The organism is Prevotella sp. HUN102 (genome assembly GCF_000688375.1).
Taxonomy (GTDB): Bacteria; Bacteroidota; Bacteroidia; order Bacteroidales; family Bacteroidaceae; genus Prevotella.
This window is the reverse complement of the sequence record NZ_JIAF01000003.1, coordinates 287,919-304,670: the sequence shown is the minus strand read 5'-3', so window position 1 is coordinate 304,670 and position 16,752 is coordinate 287,919. Positions and strand designations below refer to the sequence as shown.

At 46.7% G+C, this 16,752-nt stretch carries 17 protein-coding genes and 1 pseudogene; 6 read left to right on the top strand and 12 right to left on the bottom strand.

The features are described 5' to 3' along the window. Window positions 1–3: 3 nt before the first annotated feature. The 3 genes from P150_RS0104435 to P150_RS0104425 are packed head-to-tail and all read left to right on the top strand — an operon-like array spanning window position 4 to window position 3,177. Window positions 4–1,677, top strand: coding sequence for a DUF6029 family protein (locus tag P150_RS0104435; protein ID WP_028896647.1), 1,674 nt, complete (start codon window positions 4–6; stop codon window positions 1,675–1,677). Window positions 1,678–1,703: 26 nt separating this feature from the next. After that, window positions 1,704–2,489 carry an Omp28 family outer membrane lipoprotein gene (locus tag P150_RS0104430; protein WP_028896646.1) on the top strand — a complete coding sequence of 262 codons (786 nt, stop codon included), beginning with the start codon at window positions 1,704–1,706 and terminating at the stop codon, window positions 2,487–2,489. Window positions 2,490–2,517: 28 nt separating this feature from the next. Next, window positions 2,518–3,177, top strand: a complete 660-nt coding sequence (locus P150_RS0104425; RefSeq protein ID WP_028896645.1) for a hypothetical protein — start codon at window positions 2,518–2,520, stop codon at window positions 3,175–3,177. Window positions 3,178–3,312: 135 nt separating this feature from the next. Here the strand turns inward: P150_RS0104425 and P150_RS15930 are convergent. From P150_RS15930 to P150_RS15915, 11 genes and pseudogenes are all read right to left on the bottom strand, one after another. Then, window positions 3,313–4,221: pseudogene (locus P150_RS15930) on the bottom strand (ATP-binding cassette domain-containing protein); the annotation flags it as partial. A gap of 141 nt (window positions 4,222–4,362) precedes the next feature. Continuing rightward, window positions 4,363–5,001, bottom strand: a complete 639-nt coding sequence (locus P150_RS0104415; RefSeq protein WP_028896644.1) for a thymidylate synthase — start codon at window positions 4,999–5,001, stop codon at window positions 4,363–4,365. 25 nt (window positions 5,002–5,026) lie between these two features. Next, window positions 5,027–5,857, bottom strand: a complete 831-nt coding sequence (locus P150_RS0104410) for a DNA adenine methylase (RefSeq protein ID WP_028896643.1) — start codon at window positions 5,855–5,857, stop codon at window positions 5,027–5,029. A gap of 66 nt (window positions 5,858–5,923) precedes the next feature. Continuing rightward, entirely contained in the window at window positions 5,924–6,166 is a 243-nt protein-coding gene (locus tag P150_RS0104405; RefSeq protein WP_028896642.1) for a hypothetical protein, read from the bottom strand. Between the two features lie 254 nt (window positions 6,167–6,420). Then, complete coding sequence (locus P150_RS0104400) at window positions 6,421–6,663, bottom strand: hypothetical protein (protein WP_231477574.1); 243 nt, start codon at window positions 6,661–6,663, stop codon at window positions 6,421–6,423. A gap of 379 nt (window positions 6,664–7,042) precedes the next feature. Further along, a complete protein-coding gene (locus P150_RS16835) occupies window positions 7,043–8,908 on the bottom strand; it encodes a hypothetical protein (protein WP_051617547.1) in 1,866 nt (621 codons plus the stop codon). 54 nt (window positions 8,909–8,962) lie between these two features. After that, on the bottom strand, window positions 8,963–10,057 hold the full coding sequence (locus P150_RS16830; protein ID WP_155952924.1) for a hypothetical protein: 1,095 nt from the start codon (window positions 10,055–10,057) through the stop codon (window positions 8,963–8,965). A gap of 555 nt (window positions 10,058–10,612) precedes the next feature. Then, window positions 10,613–11,086, bottom strand: coding sequence for a nuclear transport factor 2 family protein (locus tag P150_RS0104385; RefSeq protein ID WP_036932045.1), 474 nt, complete (start codon window positions 11,084–11,086; stop codon window positions 10,613–10,615). A gap of 50 nt (window positions 11,087–11,136) precedes the next feature. After that, the gene (locus P150_RS18150; protein WP_028896638.1) at window positions 11,137–11,694 is read right to left on the bottom strand and encodes a DapH/DapD/GlmU-related protein; all 558 of its coding nucleotides are present in this window, start codon (window positions 11,692–11,694) and stop codon (window positions 11,137–11,139) included. Window positions 11,695–11,697: 3 nt separating this feature from the next. Then, the gene (locus P150_RS15920) at window positions 11,698–12,060 is read right to left on the bottom strand and encodes an aldo/keto reductase (protein ID WP_081819275.1); all 363 of its coding nucleotides are present in this window, start codon (window positions 12,058–12,060) and stop codon (window positions 11,698–11,700) included. Next, a complete protein-coding gene (locus P150_RS15915; RefSeq protein ID WP_051617545.1) occupies window positions 12,038–12,571 on the bottom strand; it encodes a flavodoxin in 534 nt (177 codons plus the stop codon). Before P150_RS15915 ends, P150_RS15920 begins: the two co-directional genes overlap by 23 nt. A 136-nt stretch (window positions 12,572–12,707) precedes the next feature. Between P150_RS15915 and P150_RS0104365 the strand changes: the two genes are divergently transcribed. Further along, the gene (locus P150_RS0104365) at window positions 12,708–13,541 is read left to right on the top strand and encodes an AraC family transcriptional regulator (protein WP_028896637.1); all 834 of its coding nucleotides are present in this window, start codon (window positions 12,708–12,710) and stop codon (window positions 13,539–13,541) included. A gap of 212 nt (window positions 13,542–13,753) precedes the next feature. On the opposite strand, the gene P150_RS0104360 is transcribed toward P150_RS0104365, so the two are convergent. Then, window positions 13,754–14,770 carry a hypothetical protein gene (locus tag P150_RS0104360; protein ID WP_028896636.1) on the bottom strand — a complete coding sequence of 339 codons (1,017 nt, stop codon included), beginning with the start codon at window positions 14,768–14,770 and terminating at the stop codon, window positions 13,754–13,756. Between the two features lie 494 nt (window positions 14,771–15,264). Between P150_RS0104360 and P150_RS0104350 the strand changes: the two genes are divergently transcribed. Both P150_RS0104350 and truA read left to right on the top strand, forming a co-directional pair. After that, window positions 15,265–15,666, top strand: coding sequence for an OsmC family protein (locus tag P150_RS0104350; protein ID WP_028896635.1), 402 nt, complete (start codon window positions 15,265–15,267; stop codon window positions 15,664–15,666). A gap of 174 nt (window positions 15,667–15,840) precedes the next feature. Then, a complete protein-coding gene (truA, locus tag P150_RS15910) occupies window positions 15,841–16,650 on the top strand; it encodes a tRNA pseudouridine(38-40) synthase TruA (RefSeq protein ID WP_051617544.1) in 810 nt (269 codons plus the stop codon). Window positions 16,651–16,752 lie beyond the last annotated feature (102 nt).

Below are 16,752 nucleotides of genomic sequence, written 5' to 3'. Positions count from 1 at the left end.
AGTATGAAAAAGTACAGCTGGCTTGTAGGTCTCCTTGCAGTAGTAGCTACATCGGCGAAAGCTCAGGAGCAGACTACTACGGACGACAACAAAGTAACCGTAACGGGAAGTATCCAGAGCGATGTTCTTGTTCCACAGGAAGATAAGAAGATAGGGTCGCCGGATTATGATGAATGGGCACTGACCAATTCGTTTCTCGACCTTAACCTTATCAGCAAGAACGTGGATGCAGGTGCCCGCTTTGAGTTCCTGAAGCACCCCTTACCGGGCTTTGAAAACGACTATAAAGGTTATGGTGTGCCTTACTTCTACCTGAAGGGAAAGTTTGAGAAACTTGAAGTAACCTTGGGTAACTATTACGAACAGTTCGGATCGGGATTTGTGCTTCGCACCTATGAGGAGCGCAGTCTTGGCATCGACAATTCGCTGTTCGGCGCACGCGTGGTCTACAAGCCTTACAAGGGTATCGTGTTGAAGGCCGTAACCGGCGAGCAGCGCAGATATTGGGCGCACAACAATTCGTGGATTAACGGTGCTGACTTGGAATTGAACCTTGATGAATGGATCAAGGGATTGCAGAAGTCGGACACCCGCGTGATGGTGGGTGGATCGTTTGTCAATAAATACGAGAGCAACCACCACGACAACATTATGATAGACCGCACGAATATGCTGAACTTGCCACAGAACGTGAACGCTTGGGACGCACGATTGCAGGTGCAGAAGGGTGGTTTCAATGTATTGGCGGAATATGCGCAGAAGACACAGGACCCATCATTTACCAATGGATATATTTACCGCACGGGCAATGTAGCAATGCTTTCTGCATCTTATTCAAAGAAGGGCTTGAGCTTTTTAGTACAGGCAAAGCGTTCTAACGATATGGCGTTTAAGAGCGACCGTAACAGTGTGGGCGTATCATCGTATATAAACCACCTGCCGGCTTTCACGCAAGACCAGACTTATGCGCTTGCTGCATTCTATCCATACGCTACCCGTCCTGACGGAGAATGGGCATATCAGGCACAATTTGGCTACAAAGTAAAGCGCAATACTTTCTTGGGAGGCAAGTATGGTATGAACGTTAAAGTGAATTTTTCACACGTACACGCTATTGATAAATCAGAAAACATTACCGGTTCGCTCAACGGAATAACTCCGAAGGGTACAAAAGGCTATGGCTCTGCTTTCTTCAAATGGGGCGACGAGACCTACTATCAGGATTTGAACATACAGATTGAACGTAAATTCTCAAAGAGTTTCAAGCTCAACTTTATGTATATGAACCAGTTCTACAACAAGACTGTTGTTGAAGGCGAAGGAGGTATGGTGCATTCCGACATCTTCATTGCTGACGGTAAATATACTTTCTCGCCAAAGGTAAATCTCCGCGGCGAGGTGCAGTATCTTGCAACGAAGGACGATTTAGGCGACTGGTGGTTCGGATTGCTGGAATTGGCTATCGTACCAAATTGGATGTTTACAATATCAGATACCTATAATGCAGGCGAAACAAATCTGCACTACTATCAGGGGGTCGTAACATTCAATGCAGGTGCGCACAGATTACAGTTGGGCTACGGCCGTACACGTGCCGGATTCAATTGCTCGGGTGGTGTATGCCGCTATGTGCCGGCAACCAAAGGTTTTACATTGTCATACAATTATAACTTCTAAATGTAGACTTAAAAATGAATCGGAAAATGAAAAAGATATTCCCTATATTGTTAGCAGCCGTAGCAGTATTTTCTTCGTGCGCTAATGTCGATGAGAATGACCGATATATCAAGATAGAAGCATCTGAAGCCAAACGTGCAATTCTTGTAGAAGAATTTACAGGACAGAAGTGTATCAACTGTCCTGAAGCTCACGAAGAAATAGCACGCATTGTGAAAGAATACGGCGAAGAGAACGTGATTCCCGTAAGCATTCACGCAAGTGCATTGGCTGTTTATCCTACTACAAAGATGGTTGGACTGAGAACCGAACTGGGCGAAGAATACTATAAGGCTTTCAACGGTAACGGCGTTCCGGCGGCATACATCAACCGTACTGGCAGCCTGACAAGTGTCGTGGCTCAATGGGCAAACATCATCGGCAGCGAAATCAGTAAAACTACTCCTGTCACATTGTCAATGGCGAACAGCTATAATGCAGATACCCGTAAGTTGGACATCGACATAAAGGCAACGAGCAGCGAATCGCTCAATGGCAAATTGCAGGTATGGATACTTGAAGACGGCATTGTCTGCACCCAACTGTTTAAAGGAAACAAAGTAGACAAGAACTATGTGCAGAACCACGTACTCCGTGCAGCCGTGAACGGCTCTTGGGGAACAGAGATTGCATTGCAGGCAGGTACAGAAAACAATTCCAAGCACAGTATTACGCTTGAGCCTAATTGGGAGGCAAAGAATATTTCTGTTGTAGCATTCGTTTACAATGCTGAAGGTGTGCATCAGGTAATCAAGAAACACATAAACAACTAAATTCATAATTTCTAAACAATAAAATCGTATGAAAAAAATATTTACTCTGGCAGCTGTATTGCTTATGAGTGCTGCTGCAATGGCACAAAATGCAAAGTCAATGATCCAGTTTGTTGATGCCAAAGGCAATGTTATTGCTGATGGTGCAACATTTGTAGCCAATAATATTGAAGCTGATCCTTTCGACGATACAAAATATCAGATTAAACCGGAAATATTTGTAAAAAATGTATCTGAAAAGGAAATTCCGGTAGCAGTGCGTTTCGACTTAACTAATATGCCGAACGGCGAGTTAGTTTCCTGTTTCGGTGAATGTAGACCGTTCACAAAGCCGGGGGCTCACGAATCAGCATATCGGACACTAAACAGTGGACAAAATGCCTCATTGGAAACGGAATGGAAACCAGATAATTCTGACCCTGCTACGTGGGAAGCTACTTTCACAGCTTGTCTCGGTCAGGAAGTTGATGGAGGATTTATAACTACCTACAAGTTTTTGGAAGCAGGTCCTTCTATCAAGGTTAAGTTCATCTATGACGTTACAGGCATTGAGAATGTAAACAACAACTTGCAGGTTAAGGAAGTGGCACGTTTCAATGCACAGGGACAGAAAATCACAGAACCCTGCAAGGGCATCAACATCGTGAAACTGTCTAATGGCAAGACCGTTAAACAGCTGATTAAATAGTTCTGACATTAAATTTATTCAGATAAAGTCTACTATTATACAAACTTTATCAATAGCTACTGCTCTATGGCAGTAGCTATTTTTTTATTCCCGACTTCATCAAGGTTCTTATAGGAAGAGCTATCGCTACTTCTTGGCAATTCTTGCAGCCTTGATGAGCCGCTGTTCGTCTATGTTGCCGTCGTCCACGGCAATGTTTCGGGCTATTGACTCTGAGAATACCACGCCATCCTGCATCACCACGCCACATTGTCTGCACCACCATTTCTTGTTGAGCGTGTTGATATCCATGCCTCCTATTCTTATCTCTCCTGTCAGCGTGGGATAATAGTCCAGCAAGAGTTTTATGAGAGTGGTTTTCCCACTTCCCGAAGCTCCTACAATGGCCGTGACCTTTCCCTTGGGAATATGTATGCTCATACCGTCGATGATGCTCTTCAGGGCGTGAGGGGCGTATCTGAAACCTATGTCGAAGAGGTCTATGCCCCTGTCTTCTTCCTTCACTTTGGTTTCAATCCCTTGCTTTCCATTCTCATCTTCCATACGATGTATCTCGTTGATGCGTTCAAGGCTAATCTTCATATCTTGGATGGAATAAAAGAATCCCATCAGTTGCTCCACCGGAGAGTTTAGCCATCCCCCGTAGACGAAGCTGCCGAGTATAAATATTGTGAAGACAAGCCAGTTATAGGCAAACAGCACGATGCTGAATACGATAAAGGTAAAGAACGAGAACACGATGTTCAGCGTCTGCTGTGTGAGGAAACTGTTCACACGCCCGTGGTCTCCCATTCTTTGCATAAGGTCTCCCATCAGTTTCGTATCGAAGAAGGCCATCGGCAGCTTGAGCAGCTTAATGAAGAAATCTCTCACGAGTGATATGTTTATCCTCATAGATATATGCAGCAGAAGCCACCGGCGTATGAAGTCTATTGCTGTCCGGCTCACGGTAAGCATCAGCTGCCCCAGAAGAATCAGCCAGATGAATCCGATGTCCTGATTCCTTATTCCCACGTCTACGATAGACTGTGTGAGGAAGTATAATCCGTAAAACGAAGCGTTCCGAAAAAATAAAACAAAGCGTTCTGCCTCGTAAAACGAAACGTTCTTTTTTAGGTTCCCCCCTCCCAATAAAAAAACGCCTCAGATTTTCTTGGGGCGTTTCTTGTTTCTTATCATTCTATTTCAGACATTCAAGTCAAACTTCATACTCTCATCACCTTCAAGCAGCAGCCTTGTTCGCTCCAAATTATTCTCGTATATGTGTACGTTTCCGAGATTCAGAGTTATGTTTTTCAGTGGCAGGTCTATCTGTCGCGCCATAAGATAAAGGTGGTATATATCGGCCGGTAGTCCAAAGTTTGCATCACTGCTGCGCTGGTAGGCCGACAGAACAAATTCTCCGTCATCAATTTGGAATTGTACCAGGCTGAGGCACGGAGCCTGATTGCTTTCTGCGCCTGTCTTACCGAGGAACAGAACATAATTCTTCGAGTTGCGCTTCTCGCGGTTTATCCTCGCTAACAAAGGCGGCAGTTTCTCAAAGTAAGTCGGATAACTATTGACGAGTACGCTCCCGCAATAGTCCCACCAGTTGATACCTGCCTCGCGGTATCTCTCCACCTGCCACTCACCCTTCATGAAGAGTTGTAGTTCATTCCTCAACTTCTTCCTGGCTATGCCGTGGCTCTCGAAAATGTCGAGCAGGTCGGCCGGCGACAATGAAAGTTGCTCGTTAAGCAAGTAGCGGATATTGCCTTTCTTGTTGGTCTGGGTCTTTCCTTGTTCCAGAATTTTGTCCAGTATCTGATAGTATTTATTCATCGTTCAAACGGTATTAGAATGTTATTCAAGCGGCATCCGTATAAAGCATGATGTCCGTATAGGACGAACTGTAATTCATGTGGGCGTTGAACTCCCTGCGGTGGCAGTTCCTGAACGGGTCGCCGAGGTTCGGGTGTCTGCCCATCCAGTCACACAACTCTATGATAGAGGACTTGTTCGAGGTGAAGTAGATGAAGCGGTGGCCGGAGAGAACTGTCAGCACATCGAGGTAATCGGACAGTTTCCAGTACATTCTGTAGGTCTTGCTGTCCGTACTCAGATAGGGCGGATCTACGAGGAATACCACGTTCGCCACGTCCTTGTAACGTTCAAACACCTCCTTGTAATCACAGGAGGTAATGGTCAGTCCATCGAGATAGTCGTCGCAAGGTGGATAATCCACCCCCTTTATCTTATTATATAAGGTCTCCTTTTCCAAGTCTGCATACTCTGTGGCATACTTCATCGAAAACAGAATGGATGAGGACAGTGTGATGTAGTCAACATATCCGTACTCTCGCTCATGCCTGCGGATACACGACAGCACCTGCTTACGCTGCTCTCCCATAATGGCCTTATGTCGCGGAACGTCCATTATTGCACGCAGTTCAGCAAGCAGGGCATTCGTCTGGGGTAAGGCTTCCAGCCGTTTACGATAGCCGTCAAAATCATTATATACAACGGTGGAGTTGGGCTTCTGGCACTTGGCGATATGGGACAGCAGCCCGCTGCCGCCGAACAAGTCCACGAAAGTCGTACAGTCAGGGAACTGCCGGAGCACCTTGATGTACTCCTTGGCAAACATCCGCTTCTGTCCCTGGAATGGAAGCGGTGCCGAAAGGTATTGTTTTCTCATTGTCGCACTTATTTGGTACGGCAAAGTTCGCCATATTCGGTAAGTCAAAAGAACTTTTGAACCAAATCACACTGCAAGAGTCTTGCAGTCGCTTTGAAAGTGCTTAATAAGTCGATAAACCTTTCTCACACTCACGGCATACTTGTCTGATAGGACAGCAACTATATAGGTTACCTTTTCGCCGTGTTCAAGCAATGCTGTGTAATCGGTATATAAATCCACAAATTCTTCATCTTCTAAACGTATTCCTGCTATTTTGAGCCTTTTTATTAGCTCTCTGTTAAATTTCAAGACCTCAATTATCTTCATCTTCATAAAATTTAGTATCTTTGCAATGTCTCACTTATTACTGTGCATAGCGCAGCCAAAATTAAAAACCGCAAGGACGGTCGGAATGGCATATTGCCCCCGGTCGCGTCCTTGCGGCGTTTTTGGTTAAATAGTAAGTGAGACGACTTTTAACAGGCTGGGGGCTTTTTATTTCCCCACGAGGTTTACTCCAAAATCAGCTCTCCGCTTTCGATGGCGAAATAGATATCGCGTACTCCTTTATAGGCTGCAGTTTATTCTTCGATATCTGGGATTGAGTTCCAATGCCCATCTGTGAATGTAGAGCCGTTGTGTCCATAATCTGCCGCACAACTTTCATCGGCAACGTCATCATGGGTACATTTGGCTACATGGTCGTGAAAAAACAACACCTTGGCATTCTTTGGGTCGCTAATATCTGCCTTATAGGTAACTACGTGGACAAAGCCATTTATAATGACAATACCATTCACGTCTGCCTCAACTCTTTTTTGCATTACTTTTAGTTTCATAATTCGTTTATTTTTATATTAAACTAACATTTTTCCTTTTATCCAGTCGTAATTATAATAACTTTCTGTACCAGTCTTATCTACCGATATTTTCACTTCGAGTGCGGCAAATTGATTTGGATAGACCGAAATACTACTGCCGCTGCCCCAAATGTTTATATAACTGCTTGATTGGTTGTATATCACTATTGTTTCCCCCAATATTGTCCGGGCAACCTCAAAATCACCATTCCCACCATTACCGGGTAATGTTATGAATATTGGATGTTTAAAAGTACTTTTAAACTCAACGAGCAGAAACTTATCCTACTCGTTGGGTATCGCTGCACCCCACTCGTGGGGTATGAAAGGCATTGCCGAACGGCTATTTCTTGAGGAACTTGCCGAAATACTTGTTGTGCTCCGTAGTGAGCTTATAGATGTAGATGCCTTCCTTCCACTCCTGCAGTGAAATTTCGGTCAATGTCTCCCCGGCCGGAATCTCTACCTTGCGGAGCAGCATTCCCTTTTCATTATGGAGCGTAAAGGTCTTCCTCTCCTTCAGTTTCTCTGTCTGCAACACGAGCTTGGGCACACCTCCATCGTAGCGTATCTCGGTAGCAACTTCGGGTGTCTCTGGCTGGCTGATGGCCGTCGGAGTATTGATTCTTATCGTCTCGCGGATCGTTCTCGTGTGGCTGCCCTGCGGCGTGGTTACGGTCAGCGTTACGTCATACGAACCATTCTTACCGAATATCACTTTTGGGGTGCGCGTATTTTCGCCCGTTACCTTCTGCGGCTGGGGCGAGAAACTCCATTCCCACTTCGCGCCGTCCTGATTAACGATGGAATAACTGTCGAAGAGAATTTCCTTGTTCGGTGTCTTGCTGATGTCGCCGTCGCCCAGATTGAGGGCTGTCGGCTGTGCCACGGGCTTGAATTTCTCACGATAGAGAGGGATTTCCCAAATGCCCTGATTCGTGGCCGCACGCAGTTTTCCTTCCTTATAGAACGGCACAAGGCGTGTGATGCGTGCTCCCGAAGGGAAGCCTGCCGAATAGTCTATCCATTCTGTATTGTCTTCCTTATAGAAAATGCTCGATTCGCCGCTCGTGCAGAAATATACGCCGTTGCCCTCGTTTCCTGTCGGGACAATCCAACTGAACTTGCGGTCGGAGAGTATATTGCCCTGCAATGGATAGTGCCAGGTCTTGCCGTAGTCGGTAGTATAAGCCACGCAGTCTGCATAGAAAGGATTGCTGTACCACAGTTTGGTCTCGTCGTTTGGATCTACGGCGATTGCTCCTCCTGCCAAGTCGCCGCGGTCGAAAGGATTTCCCGCAAAGGATTCCCACTTTTCGCCGTTGTCCACGGAGTGATAGAAACCACGCTGACAAACCACGTAGATGTGATTCGGATTGGAACGGGCGTATTCATAAGCCACGACAAACTCGCCTTCGGAATCGAAAATTTCTCTGAACGAATAGCCTTCGTCTTCAGAAATGAAGAGTTTGCCCAGTTCCTGATAGTCTGCCGAACTGATGAGAATGCGCTGTGCATAGCGCGGGTCGAAGCCCATTTCCTTATTGGTCATTACCGATTCCATCGGTTTCTTGAACTGGAACGGCTTGTAGTCCTTGCTTACCGTGCCCTTGATGTCGGCAGGAATTGTTACCATACCTCCGTCCGAGAAATAAACCTTGTTGGAATTGCTGAGCATCACGTAGCCCGTGGCCTGTTCCACGCGGCCTACCTGCAGCGAATTGCCCTCGCCATAGCTGTCGCGCATCACGGCATTTCCGTTGTGCCATCTTCCACCAGCCATCACGTCGTCGTTCCATCCCTGTCCGAATCCGTGGTAATCGCTGGCATAGATGCCGAAATTACGGTCCTGACCGGGCGTCTCAAAGAAATTATCGGAATACTTGATGCCTCCGTCGGTGCTTATCCGCGTTTCCTTGCCGCACACCACGATGTCCTGCATATCGGGGTGCATCCAGTCGCGGCGTTCATAGCCGCCGATGGCCGTCTTGAAGTGCAGTCCCTTGCCGCCCTCGGTGGAACGGTAGGCATTGCAGAGACCGAAGATGACGTGCTCGGGATTCTCTGCCGAGGCACCCACTATCATATCGAAATAACCCTGTCCGCCTCCCGGTGTATAGGCAGTAGGCTCGTCCGCGAAACCGGAGAACGTGGTCTGGCGTCCACCCTCGCGAACCGTCTGGTCTACCCATGTCTTGCCGGCATCCACACTCTTCAGGATATAAGGCTTGCCCAGCCCTCCCTGCGGTCCGTTGGACGAACCCTAAGGGTCTGAATTTACGAGGGCGTACACATAGTTCTCGCCCTTCGGCGCATCGCTCACAGCCAGTCGGCCAGCGGAAATGTCCTTGACAGGCATTTCTATTTTCCTGAAATTCAGTCCTCCGTCTTCCGACAGGTGGAAATCGAAGATAAGATCGTGTTGCAGTTTTGCCAGCATATAGATGCGCTGTGGGTTACCGGGCTGCAGTTCGTGGTCCTGACACACGGCATCGAAGGTGTGCCGGAAGCTCTGGCCACCGTTGTTTGAAACGTAGAAGCCGCTTATCTGCGTGTTCTTGCCGCGGCTGTCGCCCGTGGTGAGCGTAACGTTCTTCGAGTCCTTCGGCGAAATACGGATGCTGTTCACACGGTTTACGATTCCGGGCACCATCGTCCAGTTTTTGCCACCGTCCGTTGATTTCCACAGATTCTGTCCGCCGCCTGCATACACCACGTCGGGATTGTTCGGGTCCACCTGCAAGGCAAAGATAGAGCCGCCGAAATTGTGCAGCGCATTGCAGGGTTCCCAGTGCAGTCCCTTGTCGGTGGTCTTGAAGATAACGCCCGTTTCCGTGCCGCAATACACAATGCTGGTGTTCTTCGGGTACACCGTCAGTCGGTACACACAAGCCTGATTGTCCTTTCCCTTGTTCTCGTAATGCTCAGTAGTGAACGGACCGATGTTCCTCCATCGGTTTTCGCCGCCTGCCCGGGTTGCGGGCATAGACGAACGACGGTTCTGCCGCTCCAGCTTCTCTATATGTTCCTGCATCGTAGGCAGGTAGATATAGCCCTTTTCGCCCACGTATGGACGGTAGGCCTTCATCCATCTTCGATAGAAATTCACGATGGGCTTCTTCTTAAGTGTCTTTACCCGTGCGTCAATGTCAGCGGCAAGCCAATCGTTGAAAAGGGAGTCCATCCTGAGATAGTTCACTCCCGAAGGGTTATCCGAAATCTCCTTCATCCACGCCGGCGCACCGACAGGCAGTGGCTCACGCGTGTAAGGATCGAAAGTTATGTCCGACTGTGCCTTTACTTCTCCGACTGCGGCAAACGCAGCGAGCAAACTCATACATACAGTCTTTAGTGGCATAACTCTTTAAAAATGTGGTTTACTTGTCATAAAAAAATATTAACCGAGAGTTATCTCTATATTTAAATGGTGCAAAATTACACAAAAACTCAAATACACTTGTTTTTCAGTCATAAATCTATTCCACTTCCTATTTTCTTGTTTTGTATATTTTAACGGTGTGTACGCCAACACGCCCTATAATCTCACAAATATTCTTTTCAAATCTCGCAAAATTCCTCTCTCGCAGATAGCGTGAATCTCGCAAATAAAATGAAAAAGAATCTGCATTATCTGCGAAATCTGCGAGAGAAAAGCTCACGCTGATTGCGCAGATTACGCAAATCAATAAAAAGGAAATCAGCGAAATCTGCGCCATCTGCGAGAGAAAAAGCTCACGCAGATTGTGCAAATTGCACAAATCAATATAAATTATACAAGAAAAAATTGGGCAGATACGCACTTAGAATCTAAAAAGTAGAAGAGAATGAAAAGAGCAGTATCGGCACTCAAAATACAGAGTTCGATGAATGCCTGTCAGCATTGCAAAGACTTTCTATAATTTCAATAGGCTGCCTACTTACTTGACAATTCTCTGGTTTCTCTCCACATAAAGTTGGATATTCGGTTTTTTATATACCACCTACCATTTATTTTCTGATATTCGTCATTGTAGCGCACGCCTTGTTGGGTAATCATTCGCTTGTCATCGACCGTGGCAATCATAGCAACCTGACAATAGCTGATACCGGCGGCACTATCGCCATTCAAGGTTACAGTCTGCTGACCATTGATATGATAGATCGTTTCTTGCGTGGCAAGAAAGTTCCCGAACACCTCGGCTATCTGTTTCCTGCCTTCTAATTCCACCACCACCTGTCCGTCTATAAGAGTCTTTACCGTTGCGTCTTCCGTGAAAAGCTGTGCTTGCAGTTCTGCTTCTTTCGTATCGGAAAGGTTAGAAAAGGTGTCTACAAGATTCTTCAGGGCAATGCGGTCTTCAAGTTCGGCAATGCGCTGTTCTATGGTTTTATTACTTTGTGCGTTCATTGTTACTACTGATAAGATTGTAATTAAACTCAAAATGATTTTTTCATTTTCTATTCTATTGTTTTGATTACTTTTGCGGGAACTCCACCGGCTACACAGTTTGGAGGAACATCCTTGGTTACAACAGCTCCGCCGGCAACAACAGCATTCTCGCCAATGGTCACACCGGGCATAATGGTTACCCGACAGCCAATCCACACATTTCTCCTGATGATTACTTTGCCACAGATGAGCGTATTATGATTATGGAAATCGTGATTGGTGGTTACGATCGTTGCTTGCGGACCTATCTGCACCCCATCCTCTATCTCTATGCCACCTGCCGACATCATACAGAGCGAATGGTTGATAAACACATTCTTACCCAGTTTTACCTGATTAGCAAAGTCAATCTGGCAGGGAGTGGCAATATTCGTAGTTTCGTCCATAGGCTCATTGAATAATCTGTCGAAAGCTTCGTGCACTTTTTTATAGTCGGGACGCAACTGATTGATATCGAATATAGCCATACGCGTGCGGTTCATTTCATTGATAGCATCAGCATAATCCGGCTCAAACATATTGACAGGTTCGCCTGCGCATAGCCGTTCAAATACATTCTTCTTCATATCTTATCCGTAATTCTCAATGAGATATTTCACGAAATCAGGGTCGCTGAAGTTGATGAAACCGGCATCTTGCTGATTAAGGGCGGCAATCTGTGCCATATCTTCATCGGCAAGATGGAAATCGAAGATACTTAAGTTTTGCTCCATTCGCTCCACGTGCGTACTCTTGGGAAGGGCAACAATGCCCCGTTGTGTGAGCCAGCGCAAAGCTACTTGGGCTGCCGTCTTGCCATATTTTGCGCCGACAGCTTCCAATATCGGATTCTTCACTACTCCGTCTGCTCCCTCTCCACCCAATGGCCCCCACGCCATTATTTTGGTATCGGTTTCAGAATGAATGGACTCAATGCCGTTTTGCTGCGCCATAACGTTCCTTTACATCACTCACGCACGATGCAAGCCCACTGCCCTCGTGTGTGGTAAAAGGAATGACGGTTTTCCCGTCGAGATTGATGTCGCCAAAAAGCGTGAACATCACCTGTGGATAGGTTCCCCACCATATCGGCCCGCCGATGAACACAGTATCATACTGTGCGAGGTCGGGTGCTTTGCCTTCGTAGGGGGGCAATTCTCCATTTTGAGTTTCCTCTTTTGCCAACTTTGTAAGCGGCGTATAAGCCATACCGTCGTATTTATGGGTAACGATTTCATATTGGTCGGCACCAGTAAGCTCGCTGACATAGTCGGCTACAATCTTCGTGTTGCCCACTTTTATATCTCCCACGGCATAGTTCTCGCCTGCGTGAGAAAAGAAAATAACGATTGATTTCTTCATTTTTCCCTGTTTTTGTTGTTTAACATTGGGCTTGCTCTGCCCGTTGCAGCCCACTACCACAAACATAGCGGCAATGGCGATGATGATTGACTTGATGCTCATAAGCACTCTTTGCTTAATTATGATGATGCAAAGATAGGAAGATTTCGGCATAGCCTTGTATCATTTATTCCGTCAGACTTTTCACTTTTTCCACAAATCGCTTGCAATTTGGCTGAATAATACTTATTTTTGCCGTATGACAAGCAAAAAAGACTTTAAATTAATGTTCACAACCGACTTCTATCAGTTGTGCAGCAGCGAATTAAGTGATTGTTGCGCTCATATCATCTGCACAGCCGGAGAAGGCGGTTTTGTGTATAATGAATCCTGTTTTCACTTACAGAAAAACAGTCTTGCCGTAATCTCCCACCCCGATGAGGTAAGCAATCTTGCTGCTACCGACGATTTCCACATAGAAATGTTTGCTGCCGACTATAAGTTTCTGAACAACATCTTGCCCTCTAATAATTATAGCATAGGGGGCAGTATGAGTCTTTATCAGAATCCTGTGCTGCCTTTGTCAGCAGATAACGCCCAAAAATTTCTTGATGATATCCATCATCTACGCCGTCGCATCAACGATGACAGTTTCCTTTTTTATCAGGAAATCATTGCCAGTATGTGTCTCACGATGATGTATGATATTTTTGAATTCCACGCCATTCACTATGGCAGCACAGCCACTACCGACCGTGCCAATTACATTGTGAAGGAGTTTCTGCAATTGCTTTCCACCGGCATTACACGAACAGAGCGCAACGCATCTTATTTTGCCGACCGGCTGAACGTGTCGATGAAATACCTCTCAAGCACCGTGAAGCGCACCACAGGAAACACCGTTACATCCTATATCGACAGAGTTACTATTCCCATATTGCGAAGATATCTGGATGATGAGAAACTCTCATTCAGCCAGATAGCAGATATAATGAATTTTTCTTCTCTATCCTATTTCAGCCGTTATTGTATCAAGCATTTGGGAGTTACACCATCCGAATACAGAATAAGACGACAACCGAAGAAAATGTAATTATCTATCAAAATTTTCGCAATTACTCCTCTGTGCAGAGAAAACGATTCTGTGATTCAAGAAATCTGCGAGAAATAAGGCGCACGCAGATTACGCAAATTACGCAAATAAAATGAAAAAATCTGCATTATCTGCGCCATCTGCGAGAAAAACCTCACGCAAATGGCGCAGACAATACAGATATAACCAGGGAGAATCGGCGATAGTCCCGGCTATTCTGAAACCACGAAACCTGCCTTTGCCTTTTCCAGTGCCTTGCTCAATGCTGGCACATTGGCGGGAAGCGGCACGCTTTCAGGGCTGTCTCCCCGCTTGAGCGCAGCCATTGTCTCCCTCTCCGTCAGCAATTCTGCTTCCACGGCATAGAAATCCTCTACATAATCGTAGTGTGTGTCCTTCTTGCTCGACCGTGTATCAACGGAGTAAAATGCGTGGCTCACCGACAAGTCGGCCATCGTATATTTTGCGTCTGCACGGTAGGGTGTCAGGATCTGTCCGATGCTGATGTATTCAAACTTGAATTTTGCCCCCAAGAAATTAAACTTGTAGGGGTCGTCTACTATCATATCGGGAATTTCCACCACACAATAGTTCTCGGCTATCCTATCGCGCTGCGTTCCGAACGGCTTTCCATCTTTCATCAGCTGCCAAGTTCCGGCATTGCCGTTCTGCGCCACTACCCTTTTGTTCTTCACAATGAAAGGTCGGTAAGAGGAGAGCTGAATCCTCGTTACGTCATAGTCCGGAGACATCCCCTTTGCCATCAGTCCTTGCATTCCCTCCGTTCTATACCCCATCATCTTTTTCCCGTCGAGCGATATCAGATACTCCACGATTCCTTCTGTGATGAAAGTCAGCCGTTTGTTCTCGAACTGATAGTTGCGCTGCCATCCTCTGATCCAGACGTACTTTGCACCGCGCTTGTCTGTCCCCGTAACGGCCGTGCGATTCACATTCGGCGTCATTGCCAGACGCTCGGCTCCGGTGCCGTTCAGCTGAAATTCCACAGGTGCATAGGCAAAGTGCACCACGTCTATCTTCCCCGCCGCCGTCATTTCATCGCTCAATGTGCCGTCGGCCTTCGTTACTCCCAGCAGACGTCCGTCCTCGTTCAGAACCAAAGCACCCGCAATCGGCTCCTCGGTAACACTATTCACAAGCACTTTCTGCGCATTCGCTCCCATTCCCAAAAGACAGAGGAGCAGAACTATTACATTGCGTTTTTTCATAAGTAAGTGTTTTTTTATTGGTAACGTTTGCAAATATACACTTTTTCGACGATAAAAACCAACAAAAACCACACTTTTTCGATGATAGAAACCGACGAACTTCACATTTTTTCGATGATAAGCGACGAAAACAAATGATATTCATAATATCTTCCATCCTCCATCTCCCATCCTCCATCTCCCATCCTCCATCTCACATTTCCCATCTCACATTTCCCATCTCCCATCTCCCATCTCCCATCTTGCGAAGAATGATCAGTGATATAAAAAATATTAAACGCAACGAAATATGGCGGAAAAACAGTATTTTTGCATTGTAAGCCGTGAGAGCATTCCACAGAGAATCGCCTCTCAGCACATTCAGATAACAAAGCCGGGATAGAAGATTGCTTTTACCGATCAGCAACAAACAGGAAAAAAACAAACTTCCTCCCGAACTTTGTTCTGAACACGGCTACATATATTTATTGTTCAACTCACAAAAACATTACACAATGATTACAGCAAAACACGAGGGCAACTACCGCATTGCCCTTACTTACGCCGGAAACGGCAGCGTAACGCACACGGATGCACCAAAAGAATATAAAGGACTGGGCGAGTTTCCATCACCGGCAGACTTCCTTGCAGAGGCTCTCACAGCCTGCGCACTCACCACGGCTGCCATCTGGGCAACAGGACACGAGATAAGTGCCGAAGGATTCTGGGCAGAAGTGGAAGGAATGGAGGTAGACAAGGACACTTACAGTCTGGCTTCCATCGTCATCCGATTCCACGTTTCAGCTGCCATTCCCGAGAATCTGCGCAAGCGTCTTGAGTCGGCTACCCTCCGCAGCTGCCTCGTGGGCAACAGCCTGAAGTCTGAAAAGCAGTTCGTATTCGACTACGACCTCTAATACTCCCCTACACCTTTCGTGTGAATGGCTTGGGCTACACGCTCTCTGTCGTTCACACGATGTTATAAGGCTCACGCAGATTACGCTAATCCCATAATTGATGAAGACAATCAGCGTTATCTGCGTCTGTTTATTGCTTGCAAATCATTTATTTTGCTTAACTTTGCATCGGTTATGCAAAGATACTTTATCACATTTTCATACGACGGAACGGCCTATCACGGCTGGCAATACCAGCCCAACGGCATTACGGTACAGGAGGTTTTGGAGAAAGCTCTGTCCACGCTGCTGCGCGAAACCACGAGCGTTACCGGCGCAGGACGCACTGACGCAGGGGTTCACGCACGAAAGATGGTTGCACATTTCGACACGGAGGCAACCTTTGATGCCGCTCAGCTCAAGTACAAACTGAACCGACTGCTGCCGCGCGACGTTTCAGTAAGCGGAATCGCTGCCGTTCCGGAGGATTTGCATTCGAGGTTTTCGGCTGCATCCAGAACCTACCATTACTACATCCATCAGACAAAGAACCCCTTTCTGCGCCAGTATTCCTGTCCGATGTCCTATGAGCTGGACTTCGACAGGATGAACAACGCAGCAAGGTATCTGCTGGGCGAAAAGGATTTCAAGTGTTTCTGCAAGGCTGGTGCCGACGCGAAGACTACAATCTGCACCGTAACCGAAGCCCGATGGTACAAAACGGTCAATGAGGTGTCGGCCAGTGAGGACGGAGAGGGCGAATGGTGTTTCGTGATTACAGCCAACCGATTTCTCCGCAATATGGTGCGCGCCGTTGTGGGAACGCTCATCGACGTGGGCAGAGGCAAGATTTCGCTCGAAGATTTCAAGGCAATCGTAGACAACGGCACCCGATGCGACGCCGGAGAGAGTATGCCCGGCAATGCGCTCTTCCTATGGGACGTGAAGTACGACGGACAGACGGAGCTTAAAAGCGGACGAGCGGACGAGGAGATTTCCCTTTAGCCAGAACCATATAAAGCCCTGAAATTGGGCTGAACAGACAGGAAAGACTCGGCGATATTGCAAAATTGTTGCATAGAAATCTAAAGATAAAAGCTAAAACTT